A 13,692-nucleotide genomic window follows, 5' to 3' on the forward strand; every position below is an offset into this window, starting at 1 on the left:
GGTCGTTCGCCAACGGCACCTCACGGAACACCGATTGGCTCGGTCCGCCATGATTTCATGCCCCGGACCCGGCACGGTGGTCCTGTGCCCGTGCGCGGGTGCCCCCGGTGGCGTGAAAACGCCCCGGGGGCACCCGGTTGATGTGGCCTCAGCCGCCGAGCGCACCGCCCGCGCCGCCTGCCTCGTCCGCGGCGAGCGGGTCGGTCCTCAGGTGGATGACGCCGTAGTCGTAGGCGTGTCGCCGGTAGACGACGCTGGGCTCCTTCGTCTCGGAGTCGACGAACAAGTAGAAGTCGTGGCCGACCAGTTCCATCTCGTAGAGCGCCTGGTCGAGCGACATCGGTGCGGCGGTGTGGGTCTTCTCGCGCATCACGAGCGGCCCTTCGCCCTGTACTTCGAGCGAGCCGATCTTCGTGGTGGGGACGGGCGCCGGCGACTGGTCGCCGACCAGCTCACCGTCCTCGTCGAACGAAGCCACGCCGGGGACGACGTCCCCGACCTCGGCAGCCGACAGACGGCCGTTGCCACGGCGGCTGTAGCGCTTGTCGTGCTGCTTGCGCAGCCGGGCCTCCAGCTTTCCGGTGGCCAGGTCGAGCGCTGCGTAAGGGTCGCCCGCCGCCGCTTCCGCCCGGATGACCGGCCCCCGGGAGCGGAGCGTGATCTCCACCCGGTCGGAACGGTCGGCCTGACGGGGATTCGGCTCCTTGGACACCTCGACGTCGAGGCTGATCACCTTGCCGTCGAACTTCTGGATCTTGTCCAGCTTCAGCTTCTCGGCCACGTGCTTGCGGAACCGCTCGGGCACCTCGGTCTTGCGGCCCTTGACGACGATGTCCACGCAGAACTCCGTTCCCGGATCGCCCCGCTCAGTGGCGGAGCATCTCCCTTTTGCACCAGGCCCCGGAGATCCCCAGGGCCTCGGACTCGGTGGCTTTCGCCTCCTCCTCCCCCGCCGGAGGGGTCGCAACCCCACCGACTTTGCGTGCTTCTCCTACCGGTGAGTTACCTGCCCGAAACCTCATGGTGCATTCATCGAGGTCCGGCATTCACCGTTCCTCACAACCGAACATAGCCTGCGCACCAGGGTCTCGGCACCCGCTACTGGCACGTACCTCCATTCAGGGGGTATTGGCCCCTCATTACCTGCAACGATGCAGTTTCTCGGTCAGTTCCGGTTTGTTTCGAAGGCGGAGGGAGAGGCTGCGACGACCGCCGCCCGGCACCCCACGCGCGCGGAGGGCTCCCGACCGGCTCCGCACCCCTCGCCGACGGCCCGTGCCGCCTCCGCCAGCGTCGATCCCGTCGTCAACAGATCGTCGACCAGGATCACCCGGCCGTGAGAGACACGTCCGCGCCGGAGAAGGCGCCCGCCCGCCGCCGTGAGCTCCAGCGCGCCGGCCAGATTGGCCCGCCGCTGCCGCGCCCCGAGCCCCGACTGGTCGGCGACCGCGCGCCGCTGCCGGAGCACCGGAAGCACCTGGGCCGGCAGACCCGCGCGCCGCAGCTCCCGCGCGGCCGTGACGGCGATCCTGCGCACCGGATCATGGCCCCGCGCCGCGGTCACGGAACGCGCGGAGGGCACAGGGACCAGCAGCAGGGGCCCCGCACCGTCCGACTGCCCCCTCCCGGCCCGTACACCACCCGCCAGGGCCCGTCCGAGCACCCTCACCAGCCCGAGTGCCCCGCGCTCCTTGTGGGCCAGCAGAACCGCGCGTACGGCGTTCTCGTACGGCGCGGCCGCGTACACCGCCGGAAGTCCCGGGGGCCGGGGCGAGGGGCGGACCCGGCGGGCGGTCACGCCGAGCAGCGCGGCCCGGCAGACCGCGCACAGCTCGGTGCGCGGTCTGCCGCAGCCGGCGCAGGCCACCGGCAGAAGCAGACCGGACAGCTCGTGCCACACGTTCCGCATGACCCCACTGTGCCGCGCCCACGGGGACCGGACCACCCCTGTGGAAAACCCCGGAACTCCCGGATCAGCCGGGGTAGACCAGCGCCTTGCCCTCCTTGAGGACCGTCTGCCAGTTGTCCCCCGGCGACAGCTTCACAATGCCGTCGCCGACGGTCTCGGCCATCAGCGGGAGCTGTTCGTCGTCCGCCGCGGCGACCGACTCGACCTGGTTCACGCCGGGGAGCGCGCCCGAGCCCGACGTGGACCCGTCGGCCTGCACGTAACGCACCTGCTGAACGCCGCCCTCCTCCTTGCCGACGACCACCAGACGGCTGCGGCCCGACCAGGAGATGGCCGAAACGTCCGTGAGCTGCGGGGCGGCCTGGCGCAGGTCCTCGACCGAGATCTCGGGTGCCACGGAGGACCCCCGGCGCTCCACCCGGCCGATGTTCAGCGTCGTCCGGCCGTCCTTCGTGAGCAGCAGGGCGATCCGCACGCCGTCCGCGGACATCCGGAGCTCCTCGATCCGGGCGCCGTCGAGACCGGGCACCCGGACCTCCTGCGGCTCGCCCGTGCCCCCGGCCAGCCGCAGCAGTCTGGGGCCTGCCGGATCGCGGTCGGCGACCCACAGATCGCCGCGGCCGTCCCAGCTCGGCGGCGACAGCCGGTCGGCCGCCTTCTTCGCCTTGCTGGTGACGAGGGGATCGGCCAGTTCGCCCTCCGTCTCGACAGAGGACACGTAGAGGTGCTGGCCCGAGGAGGAGACCGCGGCGGCCCGTTCCTCGTCCCGGGCCACCCCGACGGAGCCCATCGGGACGGTGCCCGCTCCCAGCGGACCGGTCACGGGCTCGGGCGTCCCGGTGCCGTCGATGGCACCGGGGATCCGCTCCACCTGGCCCTTCTCGTTGATGAAGTACGGGCTGTCGGCCCCCTCGGAGCCACGGTCGGCGGAGAACTCCAGCGCGTCGTCGGCGTCCAGCGCGCAGAGCCGGCCCTCGCCACCCTCCAGCTCCACCCGCTCGACCCGGGCCGAGGTCAGGTCGCGGAGCGTGAACAGCACCTGGGCGGCCATCATCCGGCAGGCGCTACGGCCCGCCGATTCGGCCTTCTTGTTGAGCGGCACCTTCAGGACGTTCTGGTCGTCCGGCGCCAGCGCGGTGACGCCCTTGCGCAGGGCGGTCCCCGTCGGGAACCGGGAATCGACCACGGGCCGCAGCCAGTTCGTCGGACCGGCGAGGAGTGTCCTGACGGTCTGCGTCGCGGTGTCCATGCGCGTGACGGGATCTGTCCGGTTGCGTACGTAGACGGGGTCGGCGACGAGCGTCGACCGGCTGTTCGTACCTCCGCTGGCGTAGTAGTACTTGTTCACGGAGCGGTAGAGCCGCTTGAAGTCGGACTGCCCGAGGACCAGGCCGTCCGGCACGACGTCGATGCGCCACTCCTTCTTCCCCTCCGCCACCTGCTCCAGCACCAGGTGCAGCGTCTGGGCGTAGGCGGTGGGCGCGAGCGGCTGGTAGGAGCTCTGGGCGTCGACCGTCGCGACCTTGTCGCCGGTCAGCGTGAAGGTCGTCTCGCGGTCCCGGGTGGCCCGGTTGTCCTCATCGTGGAGCAGGGGGCCGCTGCGGTTGGGAGCCTGGGCCAGCACCGTGGTGCTCCCGCCCGGCTGCCAGGTGCGCCGGGCATCCGTGCTCAGGTATTTCCGGGTGGTCGCGAACGCGGGGTCGTCACTGGTCATCGACTCCAGGAAGCCGTCGACGATCTCGCCGGGCGGCGCGCCGTCCCGGGGTGCCACCGCGTACACCTGGACCTGGGAGTCCCCGGGCTGCGAGGCGTCGACCGCCTTGACGTCCCCGGTCACCGGCATCGAGCCGCAGCCGGCCAGCACGACGACGCCGCAGCCCAGCAGCGCGGTCATCAGCACCGCCCGCCCATGGCCGCCCGAACGGCGGTCAGTACCCACGAGTGGTGTCCTCCTGGTCGCAATCCTGTGCGCCGCCCACGCCGCCGGGGCGTTCCGGGGCCTGGCGTGCCACGACGCGTGCTCCGTTGCCGGGCAGCGCGGCGGGGTGCACCGACGAGGGCGCGCCGCTACGGGCGGCGGACCCATGACCGGGCACGGGCAGCGGCGAACGCGCGCCCGCGCCGGGCTGGGGCGGCACGGACATCAAGCGGTGATCGCCCGGCGTGCCCGATCCGGCCTCGTCGCGCTCCCGGTTCTCCCGGTTGCGCCGCGAGTCCTCGGGCTCCAGCGGTATCGGCGAACCGCGCAGGGGCTCGTCCGCCGTCCGCGGCAGGGTCAGCCGGAACTGGGAGCCGCCACCGGGCTCCCCCCACGCCTGGAGCCAGCCGCCGTGCAGCCGGGCGTCCTCGACCGCGATGGAGAGGCCGAGGCCGGTCCCGCCGGTCGTGCGGGCGCGCGCCGGGTCGGCCCGCCAGAACCGGTTGAAGACGCGGGTCGCCTCGCCGGGCTTGAGCCCGACCCCGTAGTCCCGGACGGCCACGGCGACCGTGCCCTGTGCCACGCCCATCCGCACCACGACGTCCCGGCCCTCGCCGTGCTCGACGGCGTTGACCACGAGGTTGCGCAGGACGCGTTCGACACGGCGGGCATCGGCCTCGGCGATCACCGGCTGCTCGTCGCCGACGACCAGGATCCGGGTGCCCTTGCGCTCGGCGAGCGGCTCGGCACCGCCGATCACCCGGTGCACCACGGTCCGCAGGTCTATCGGCTCGGCCTCCAGGGCCGCGGCGCCCGCGTCGAAGCGGCTGATCTCCAGCAGGTCGGCGAGCAGCGACTCGAACCGGTCGAGCTGGTCGCCCAGCAGCTCGGCGGAGCGTGCGGTGACGGGGTCGAAGTCGGCGCGGGCCTCGTGGATGACGTCGGCGGCCATCCGCACGGTCGTGAGGGGGGTCCGCAGCTCGTGCGAGACGTCGGAGACGAACCGCCGCTGCATCCGGGAGAGCTCCTCCAGCTGCTGGATCTTCAGCTGGAGGTTCTGGGCCATCTTGTTGAAGGCCTCGCCGAGCCGGGCGATGTCATCCTCGCCGGTGACCTTCATCCGTTCCTGGAGTTTGCCCGCGGAGAGCCGCTCGGCGATGCCGGCCGCCATCCGCACCGGTGTGACAACCTGCCGGACCACGAACCAGGCGATAGCCCCGAGCAGCACGACGACGAAGAGTCCGGCGGTCGCCAGGGTCGTCTTGACCAGGGTCAGGGACTTCTCCTCCTGCGTGAGCGGGAAGAGGTAGTACAGCTCGTAGGGCTGCTGATCGATGTCGTAGAGCCGCTTGCCGACGACGAGCCCCGGTTGCGACTCGTTGCCGTACGAGTACTGGATCAGGGAGTACGTCTGGTAGGCGCCCTGCCCCCTGCTGACGTTCTGCCGCAGGCGCTCGGGCACGCTGGACGCCTCGACGCTGCCGGAACCGCGCGCGGCACGGCTGCTGGCACCCTCGGTGACCGAGTCCACGCTGAGCGCCACCACGTTGAAGGCGTTCTTGCCGCCGCTGGCGAGCTGATCGACGAGCTCGGTGCGCCAGGAGGTGCTGTTGGTCATGTCGTCGGCGCCCTCGCCCCCCTGACCGCCGGGCACGAGGGGAGCGTTCGCCTTCTCCTGCGCCGCGGCGAAACCGCCGGCGGCCTGGGTCTGGGCGGCCTTGCCCTTGGCGTCGAGCAGGCCGTTGCGCACCTGGCCGATGACGACGAAGCCGAGCAGCAGCACGACGCCGATCGACATCAGGAGGGTGCCCGCGACGACGCGGAGCTGCAGGTTGCGCCGCCACAACCGGACGGCGGGCAGCAACGGACGGCGCACCCACCGCATCAGCAACCGCGGTACGGGCCCGCCGGGCGTCCGGTCCTCGAACAACCGGCCGCCCTGCAGGAAACGGCTCATACGTGACGCCTTCCGACCCGGACCGGCAGCCCGCTCCGTACGGACTCCCGGCTCACCGGGCCCCGGAGCAGCACCGCCTCGGGCCATCTCAGCTCGGTCCGGCCTTGTAGCCGACGCCTCGGACCGTCACCACGATCTCCGGCCGTTCCGGGTCCTTCTCGACCTTGGAACGCAGACGCTGGACATGAACATTCACCAGGCGGGTGTCGGCCGCGTGGCGGTAACCCCACACCTGCTCCAGCAGGACCTCACGGGTGAAGACCTGCCACGGCTTGCGGGCGAGCGCGACCAGCAGGTCGAACTCCAGCGGCGTCAGGGCGATCGACTGCCCCTCCCGCTTCACGGAGTGGCCGGCCACGTCGATGACCAGGTCACCGATGATCAGCTGCTCCGGCGCGGGCTCTTCGGACCGCCGCAGACGTGCCCTGATCCGGGCGACCAACTCCTTAGGTTTGAACGGCTTGACGATGTAGTCGTCGGCCCCGGATTCCAGGCCGACCACGACATCGACGGTGTCGCTCTTGGCAGTGAGCATGACGATCGGCACACCGGACTCGGCCCTGATCAGCCTGCACACCTCGATGCCGTCCCTACCGGGCAGCATGAGGTCGAGCAGCACCAGGTCCGGCTTGGCCTCACGAAATGCGGCCAGTGCCTTGTCGCCGTCCGCTACGAACGACGGCTCGAAACCTTCTCCACGCAGCACAATCCCGAGCATCTCGGCCAGTGCGGTGTCGTCGTCGACGACAAGGACGCGTCCCTTCATAATCGACATCATCCCATTAGCTAATCGTTACCTGCGATGACCTGGCACACAGCTCGGCCAGTCCGACCCCCGTGACCGGGGAAATGACGCCCTCCTCGGTGACGATCGCCGTGATCAGTTCCGGCGGCGTGACATCGAAAGCCGGGTTGTACGCCGGGGCTCCGAGGGGTGCGACGACGATCCCGCCTCCGCCGCCGGCCAATACACCCTGCGGCGATGTGAGCTCCGTCACTTCTTGCCCGGAACGCTGCTCGACGATGATCGATGTGCCGTCCGGGGTCTCCAGATCCACGGTCGTCGTCGGCGCCACCACGATAAAGGGCACGTGGTGGTACTTCGCGAGCACGGCCAGCGGGTAGCTCCCCACCTTGTTGGCCACCGAACCGTCCGCGGCGATGCGGTCGGCGCCTATGAGCACCGCGTCGACCTCCCCCGCCGCGAACAGGGACCCCGCCGCGTTGTCCGTGAGCAGGCTGTACGCCAGCCCGTTCCTCGCCGCCTCGTACGCCGTCAGCCGCGCCCCCTGGAGCAGCGGCCGCGTCTCGTCCACCCACAGCCGTCGCAGCCGCCCCTGCCGGTGCACCCGCAACGCCACCGCGAGCGCCGTCCCCTCGCCTCCCGAGACCAGCGCCCCGGTGTTGCAGTGGGTCAGCAGCTGGTACGCACGGCCCGGCAGCAGTTCCTCCAGCAGCGCCTCGCCGTACTCGGCCATACGCCTGCTGGCCCGGGCGTCCTCCCGGTGCAGCGCCCGCGCCTCGGCCAGCGCCGCCGCGGCTGCCGCCCCGTCGCCCTCCCCCTTCCCGGCCGCCGCCCAGTAGGCCGCCGCCACCCTCCGCACCCCGTAGCCGAGATTCACCGCGGTGGGCCGCGCCCTCTCCAGCAGTCCCGCCGCTTCCGCGACGTCGAAACCCCGCGCCGCCGCGAGCGCCACCCCGTAGCCCCCGGCGATCCCGAGCAACGGGGCCCCGCGCACCGCCAGCGTCTGGATCGCCCGCACCAGCGCGGGCACATCGGTGCACACCAGCTCGACCTCCTCGGCGGGCAGCCGCGTCTGGTCGAGAAGCACCAGCACGGGGCCCTCCGGAGGCTCGTCCCAGCGGAGTACCGAGAGCGCGGGAGGCTCGAAGCCCACCGATGATTGCGCGTCCTGATCAGCCATCTGTCCAGTCTGCCCGGTGAGCCACCCGCATATGAAGGTGCGAACGAGAAGGAGCGGCTGGTCCGCCCCCGACCCGCGCGTGGCACGATGGCTGCCAACCTGCCGCCCCGATGAGCGGTCAGGACGGTGAAGGAGCGAGAATGAACGACTCTCCGGGCTGGGCGTCGCCCGGATCTGCCCCCTCCGACGGCAAGGAGAAGGCGATTCCCCGCCCCTCCGACCCGCAGGACGGAAGCGGCCCGACGGGACAGTGGTCCCCCGAGCAGCCGCCCCCCGGGCAGTGGTCCCCACCGAGCAACCCCGGCAGCGGCCCCGGAACCCCGCCGCCCGCACCCGGCTGGGGCGGCGGCCAGCAGCGGCACGGCTGGGCGGGACCGCCCCCGGCCGCGAAGCCCGGCGTCATCCCGCTGCGCCCGCTGAGCCTCGGCGAGATCCTCGACGGCTCGGTGTCCGCCCTGCGCGCCCACTGGCGTACCGCCCTCGGCTTCAGCCTGACGGTCTCGGTGATCACTCAGATCGCCGTCATCCTCATGCAGCGCTACCTGCTGCCGGAACCGACCTCCATCGACCCGAACGCCACCGGCACCGAGGCCCTGCGCCAAACCGCCGACTCGGCCCGATCGACGCTGATCTCCCTGGCCCCGGCCTCCCTCCTCTCGATGATCGCCACGCTCTTCACCGCGTCGGTCGTCACCGTGATCATCAGCCGCTCCGTGCTGGGCCGACCCACCACCCTCGCCGACTCCTGGGCCGAAGCCCGCCCCCGCGTCCTCCCTCTGCTCGGGCTGACCGTGCTGGTCGCCGTGATCATGGCCGCCATCATGGCCGTGGGCATCGGCCCCGGCCTGTTGCTCGGCTCCGAGGCCGGAGCGGCTCTCGCCTTCCTCGGCTTCGCCGCCGCCTGCGTCGTGATGCTCTGGCTGAACGTGAGCTTCGCCCTCGCCGCTCCCGCACTGATGCTGGAACGGCAGAGCATCGTGGCCGCGCTGCGCAGGTCGGCGAAGCTGGTCCGGGGCGCCTGGTGGCGCACCTTCGGGATCCTCGCCCTGACCTATCTGCTGACCTTCCTGCTGACGTTCCTCGTCTCCATCCCGTTCACCGCCATCGCGGTGGTCGCCGACGGAACCGAGGTCAGCGACCTCTTCGGCGGCACCGCCCCCTCCGTCGGCTGGCCCTTCCTGATCGTCACCGGCATCGGCGAAGTGATCGTCTCGACGTTGATCTACCCCTTCGTCGCCGGCGTGATGGCCCTTCTCTACATGGACCAGCGCATCCGCCGCGAAGCCCTGGACCTCGACCTCGCACGAGCCGCCGGCATGCCCGGCTACGGCGACAACACACCCAGGAGCTGATGCGGTGTCGGGGGCGGGGGGCATCACCACAGCACGGCAGGACATCGCGGCGGGCGACATACCCGTGGACACGCCACGTCTTCCCGCACGGGAGGCGGCCGAGAGCGAACTGTCCAAGCCGATGTACCACGAGAACGACCCGAACGTCGTCCAGCGCGCCCTGAACCAGTTCTGGGACTGGGTCGCCGGAGTGTTCGACGCCGCCGCGGGGGCCGCCCCCGGCGGCCCGGCCGGACTCGCCGTCCTGGTCGTCATCCTCGTCGGCCTCGCCGCCGCCCTCTGGTGGCGGCTCGGCACCCCGCAACGCTCCTCCCGGAGCACGGACGCTCTCTTCGACAGCACGGGCCCCCGCAGCGCGGCCCAGCACCGCGCCGCCGCCGAAGCGCACGCTGCTGCCCTGCGCTGGACCGAAGCCGTCCAGGAACGCATGCGCGCCATCGTCCGGTCCCTGGAGGAGCGCGCCCTGCTCGACCCCCGCCCCGGCCGCACCGCGGACGAGGCCGCAGCCGAGGCGGGCCACGCCCTCCCCGAGCACACGACCCGGCTGCGCGCCGCCGCCCGGAGCTTCGACGACGTGACATACGGCGGCCGCGCGGCGGACCAGTCGGCATACCTGTCGCTGCGCACCCTCGACCTCGAACTCGACGAGGCGAAGCCGCTGCTGCCCGGAACCTCCCGAGGAGTCACCGGATGACCGCGGCGACCACCGTCTCGCCCACCTCGACCGCGCCCACCCCCGGGCAGGTCTGGACCCGCGCCCGAGGCATCCTCGCGGTCGTCCTCATCCTCGTCGTCGCCGGCATCACGTTCGCCGCCGTACGCTCCGGCACCAACCACGGACAGCTCGACCCCCGCTCCACAGACCCCAAGGGCAGCCGTGCCGTGGCCGAACTCCTCAAGGAACGCGGCGTATCCATCACCGTGGCCACCACCCTCGACAAGGCCACCACCGCGGTCGGACCCGACACCACACTCCTGGTCGCCGGCCCCAACCTCCTGACCCGCTCGCAGCAGCTCAGGCTGAACGCGGCGACCACCGCCTCCGCCGGACGCACCCTGCTGATCGCTCCGGGCCCGGGGGCCACAGCCCGGCTCGCCCCCGGTGTCCGCGCCGAAGCGCACCACGCCGTCAGCGCTCTCGCCCCGTCGTGCGAGTTCCCCGCGGCCCGCAGGGCCGGCACAGCGGACCTGGGCGGCACCCGCTACACGGCGCAGGACCCGGCCGCCGTCACCTGCTACCCGAGCGCAGGCATCCCCAGCCTGGTCGTCCTCCCGACCGGAGCGGGCGGCGACACCGTCGTCCTCGGCGCCCCCGACTTCCTCCACAACGAACGTCTCGACCAGCAGGGCAACGCCTCGCTCGCCCTGCAACTCCTCGGTTCCCGTCCCCATCTCGTCTGGTACCTCCCCTCTCTCACCGATCCATCCGCGACAACCGATGACGGCGCCCCCGGCGGCGGGGACGAAGAACGGTCGGAGGGCGGAGCAAGGGACGACTCGGCCGACGAAAGCAGCTTCCTCGACCTCGTCCCCTCCGGCTGGCTGTGGGGAACGCTCCAACTCGCCCTCGCCGCTGTCCTCGCCGCCGTCTGGCGGGCCCGCCGACTCGGCCCCCTGGTGACAGAACGACTGCCGGTAGCCATCCGCGCATCCGAATCCGCCGAAGGCCGCTCCCTCCTCTACCGCAAGGCCAACGCCCGCGACCGGGCCGCCGACGCCCTCCGAGCCGCCGGCCGCACACGCCTCGCCCCGCTTGTTGGTGTCCCTGTCCGTGACGCACACACCCCCGATGCCCTCCTCCCCGCCGTGTCCGCACGCGTCACCGCCCCGGACCGCGACCTGATCGCTCTGCTCTACGGCACGGCTCCCTCCACCGACGCCGCCCTGGTCCTCCTCGCCGATCAACTCGACGCCCTCGAAAGAGAGGTACGCACTTCATGAGCGCCCCGACCCCTGAGCCGGCCGAGCCCACGGCGCCCACGGCACCCCCTGTGATGCCCACGGCACCAGGGCCGTCCGACAGCGCCCGCGCCTCCTTGGAAGCTCTGCGTTCCGAGATCGCCAAGGCCGTGGTCGGGCAGGACCCCGCCGTCACCGGACTCGTCGTCGCGCTGCTCTGCCGAGGGCACGTACTCCTCGAAGGCGTCCCCGGAGTGGCCAAGACCCTCTTGGTCCGTGCGCTCGCCGCCTCCCTCGAACTTGACACCAAGCGCGTCCAGTTCACCCCCGACCTGATGCCCAGCGACGTCACGGGGTCACTGGTCTACGACGCGCGCACCGCCGAGTTCTCCTTCCAGCCCGGCCCGGTCTTCACCAACCTGCTGATCGCCGACGAGATCAACCGCACCCCTCCCAAGACCCAGTCGTCCCTCCTTGAAGCGATGGAGGAGCGGCAGGTCAGCGTCGACGGAACGCCGCGTCCGCTCCCCGAACCCTTCCTTGTCGCCGCGACCCAGAACCCCGTCGAGTACGAGGGCACCTACCCCCTCCCCGAAGCCCAACTTGACCGCTTCCTGCTCAAACTGACGGTTCCCCTCCCCTCGCGGCAGGACGAGATCGACGTCCTCACCCGTCATGCCGACGGCTTCAACCCCCGCGACCTCAAGGCCGCCGGGATACGGCCCGTCGCAGGACCCGCCGATCTGGAAGCAGCACGCGAGGCCGTCGCGAAAACGACCGTCTCCCCCGAGATCGCCGGCTATGTCGTGGATATCTGCCGTGCCACGCGCGATTCCCCCTCGCTCGCCCTCGGCGTCTCTCCCCGAGGCACCACCGCACTGCTGTCGACCGCTCGCGCCTGGGCCTGGTTGACCGGCCGGGACTATGTCATCCCGGACGACGTGAAGGCCCTGGCGCTCCCCACGCTCCGTCATCGCATCCAACTGCGGCCCGAGGCGGAAATGGAAGGAGTCACTCCCGACTCCGTCATCGCCTCAGTGCTCGCCCACGTCCCTGTACCCCGATGAGGCGGTGACCATGGCCCTCACCGGACGTACCGCGCTGCTGGCCGCCTTGGGGTCACTCCCCGTAGGCGTCTTCGCCCCCAGCTGGACCGGGATGTTGGCAGTCAACGCCCCGCTCTCACTGGCAATTCTGTGCGACTACGCCCTGGCCGCGCCAGTGCGAACGCTTCGATTCACTCGATCCGGCGATACAAGCGTTCGACTCGGTGACACGGCCGAGGTGCAACTGACGGTGACCAACACCTCGCGTCGGCGCTTGCGCGCCCAGCTGCGGGACGCCTGGCCCCCCAGCAGCTGGGCCTCGGGCACCGAACGCCGCGCTTCCCGTCACACGCTGACGATCCCCGCCGGCGAACAGCGACGTCTGGTCACCGTTTTGCGCCCGACGCGTCGCGGCGACCGGGAGGCAGAACGCATCACGGTCCGCTCGTACGGCCCGCTCGGGCTCGCCGCACGCCAAGGGCAGCACCGAGCCCCTTGGACCGTACGGGTCCTGCCGCCGTTCACCAGCCGCAAGCATCTGCCGTCGCGGCTCGCCAGGCTCCGGGAACTGGACGGCCGCACCAGCGTGCTGACACGGGGTGAAGGCACGGAGTTCGACAGTCTGCGGGCCTACGTACCGGGAGACGACACCCGCTCCATCGACTGGCGGGCCACCGCACGCCAGTCCTCCGTAGCGGTCCGAACATGGCGGCCCGAGCGTGACCGACACATCCTGATCGTCCTCGACACCGGGCGTACGTCGGCCGGCCGGGTCGGTGACGTACCCCGCCTGGACGCCTCGATGGACGCCACTCTCCTTCTCACCGCACTAGCGGTGCGGGCGGGCGACCGCGTCAGCCTCCTCGCCTATGACCGCCAGGTCCGAGCCCGTGTCCAAGGCCGAACAGCCTCGGGCAATGTTCTGCCCACTGTCATCAACACGCTGGCGACGCTGGAGCCCGCGCTCATCGAGACGGACGCCCGCGGCCTGAGCAATGCCGCCCTCACGGACGCCCCGCGCGGTTCGCTGATCGTGCTCCTCACAACGCTGGAGGCCGCCCCCATCGAGGAGGGGCTTCTCCCGGTGCTGCCCCAGCTCACCCAGCGCCACACCGTTCTCGTGGCCGCGGTCTCCGACCCTCGGATCGAGGAAATGGCCAACGCACGGGGAACAGTGGAATCGGTGTACGACGCGGCAGCCGCCGGCCAGGCCCAGGCGGACCGTTACCGCACGGCGGACAGACTTCGTCGCCATGGCGTCATCGTTGTGGACGCCACTCCCGACAATCTCGCTCCCGCGCTGGCCGACACGTACTTGGCTCTGAAGGCCGCAGGTCGCCTCTGAGGGGCCTGCGGGCCGGCCGGGGAGGGGGATGGGCTGGCCGCAGGTTCAGGCCTGGTACTACGGTCCCAAAACGCAGAAAAGCCCCGTGCCACAAGGGCACGGGGCTTTCCCACAATGATTGTTCGGCGGCGTCCTACTCTCCCACAGGGTCCCCCCTGCAGTACCATCGGCGCTGAAAGGCTTAGCTTCCGGGTTCGGAATGTAACCGGGCGTTTCCCTAACGCAATGACCACCGAAACACTATGAAACTATGAACACCGGACAACAACACGGCCGTTCGTTATTTCAGAACTAACACAGTGGACGCGAGCAACTGAGGACAAGCCCTCGGCCTATTAGTA

The 13,692-nt window shown here is 71.1% G+C and carries 11 protein-coding genes and 1 rRNA gene; 5 read left to right on the top strand and 7 right to left on the bottom strand.

The features are described from left to right. Positions 1 to 148: 148 nt before the first annotated feature. The 6 genes from hpf to mtnA all read right to left on the bottom strand — a co-directional run bounded on the left by hpf (position 149) and on the right by mtnA (position 7,709). Positions 149 to 838, bottom strand: a complete 690-nt coding sequence (gene hpf, locus IE145_RS17705; protein WP_006124981.1) for a ribosome hibernation-promoting factor, HPF/YfiA family — start codon at positions 836 to 838, stop codon at positions 149 to 151. 327 nt (positions 839 to 1,165) lie between these two features. Next, a complete protein-coding gene (locus IE145_RS17710) occupies positions 1,166 to 1,909 on the bottom strand; it encodes a ComF family protein (RefSeq protein WP_189526018.1) in 744 nt (247 codons plus the stop codon). Positions 1,910 to 1,973: 64 nt separating this feature from the next. Next, entirely contained in the window at positions 1,974 to 3,809 is a 1,836-nt protein-coding gene (locus tag IE145_RS17715; RefSeq protein ID WP_506005043.1) for an LpqB family beta-propeller domain-containing protein, read from the bottom strand. 28 nt (positions 3,810 to 3,837) lie between these two features. Next, positions 3,838 to 5,871 (bottom strand): MtrAB system histidine kinase MtrB, encoded by a 2,034-nt coding sequence (gene mtrB, locus IE145_RS17720; RefSeq protein WP_189526020.1) that lies wholly within the window; start codon positions 5,869 to 5,871, stop codon positions 3,838 to 3,840. A 1-nt stretch (position 5,872) separates the two neighbouring features. Further along, positions 5,873 to 6,562: a two-component system response regulator MtrA gene (gene mtrA, locus IE145_RS17725; protein WP_189526029.1), complete on the bottom strand. Its 690-nt coding sequence runs from the start codon at positions 6,560 to 6,562 to the stop codon at positions 5,873 to 5,875. A gap of 4 nt (positions 6,563 to 6,566) precedes the next feature. Next, complete coding sequence (mtnA, locus tag IE145_RS17730; protein ID WP_189526031.1) at positions 6,567 to 7,709, bottom strand: S-methyl-5-thioribose-1-phosphate isomerase; 1,143 nt, start codon at positions 7,707 to 7,709, stop codon at positions 6,567 to 6,569. 140 nt (positions 7,710 to 7,849) lie between these two features. Between mtnA and IE145_RS17735 the strand changes: the two genes are divergently transcribed. Genes IE145_RS17735 through IE145_RS17755 form a run of 5 tightly spaced genes read left to right on the top strand, consistent with a single transcriptional unit; the run spans position 7,850 to position 13,351 of the window. Beyond that, positions 7,850 to 9,061: a DUF7847 domain-containing protein gene (locus IE145_RS17735; RefSeq protein WP_189526033.1), complete on the top strand. Its 1,212-nt coding sequence runs from the start codon at positions 7,850 to 7,852 to the stop codon at positions 9,059 to 9,061. Between the two features lie 4 nt (positions 9,062 to 9,065). Beyond that, positions 9,066 to 9,755, top strand: a complete 690-nt coding sequence (locus IE145_RS17740; RefSeq protein WP_189526035.1) for a DUF4129 domain-containing protein — start codon at positions 9,066 to 9,068, stop codon at positions 9,753 to 9,755. After that, positions 9,752 to 11,002: a DUF4350 domain-containing protein gene (locus IE145_RS17745; protein WP_189526037.1), complete on the top strand. Its 1,251-nt coding sequence runs from the start codon at positions 9,752 to 9,754 to the stop codon at positions 11,000 to 11,002. The genes IE145_RS17740 and IE145_RS17745 overlap by 4 nt, the downstream gene beginning before the upstream one ends. After that, positions 10,999 to 12,027, top strand: a complete 1,029-nt coding sequence (locus tag IE145_RS17750) for an AAA family ATPase (protein WP_373296599.1) — start codon at positions 10,999 to 11,001, stop codon at positions 12,025 to 12,027. Before IE145_RS17745 ends, IE145_RS17750 begins: the two co-directional genes overlap by 4 nt. Before the next feature lie 10 nt (positions 12,028 to 12,037). Beyond that, on the top strand, positions 12,038 to 13,351 hold the full coding sequence (locus IE145_RS17755; protein WP_189526039.1) for a DUF58 domain-containing protein: 1,314 nt from the start codon (positions 12,038 to 12,040) through the stop codon (positions 13,349 to 13,351). Positions 13,352 to 13,471: 120 nt separating this feature from the next. Here the strand turns inward: IE145_RS17755 and rrf are convergent. Beyond that, positions 13,472 to 13,588: ribosomal RNA gene (gene rrf, locus IE145_RS17760) — 5S ribosomal RNA — on the bottom strand. Between the last annotated feature and the right edge of the window lie 104 nt (positions 13,589 to 13,692).

It is taken from the genome of Streptomyces sindenensis (genome assembly GCF_014649035.1).
Classification (GTDB): Bacteria; Actinomycetota; Actinomycetes; order Streptomycetales; family Streptomycetaceae; genus Streptomyces; species Streptomyces sindenensis.

Excerpts from the sequence above, each read along its gene's own strand:
- mtrA (WP_189526029.1), bottom strand. The coding sequence starts at position 6,562 with ATGATGTCGATTATGAAGGGACGCGTCCTTGTCGTCGACGACGACACC.
- IE145_RS17710 (WP_189526018.1), bottom strand. The coding sequence starts at position 1,909 with ATGCGGAACGTGTGGCACGAGCTGTCCGGTCTGCTTCTGCCGGTGGCC.
- mtrB (WP_189526020.1), bottom strand. The coding sequence starts at position 5,871 with ATGGCCCGAGGCGGTGCTGCTCCGGGGCCCGGTGAGCCGGGAGTCCGT.
- mtnA (WP_189526031.1), bottom strand. The coding sequence starts at position 7,709 with ATGGCTGATCAGGACGCGCAATCATCGGTGGGCTTCGAGCCTCCCGCG.
- IE145_RS17750 (WP_373296599.1), top strand. The coding sequence starts at position 10,999 with ATGAGCGCCCCGACCCCTGAGCCGGCCGAGCCCACGGCGCCCACGGCA.
- IE145_RS17735 (WP_189526033.1), top strand. The coding sequence starts at position 7,850 with ATGAACGACTCTCCGGGCTGGGCGTCGCCCGGATCTGCCCCCTCCGAC.
- IE145_RS17755 (WP_189526039.1), top strand. The coding sequence starts at position 12,038 with ATGGCCCTCACCGGACGTACCGCGCTGCTGGCCGCCTTGGGGTCACTC.
- IE145_RS17745 (WP_189526037.1), top strand. The coding sequence starts at position 9,752 with ATGACCGCGGCGACCACCGTCTCGCCCACCTCGACCGCGCCCACCCCC.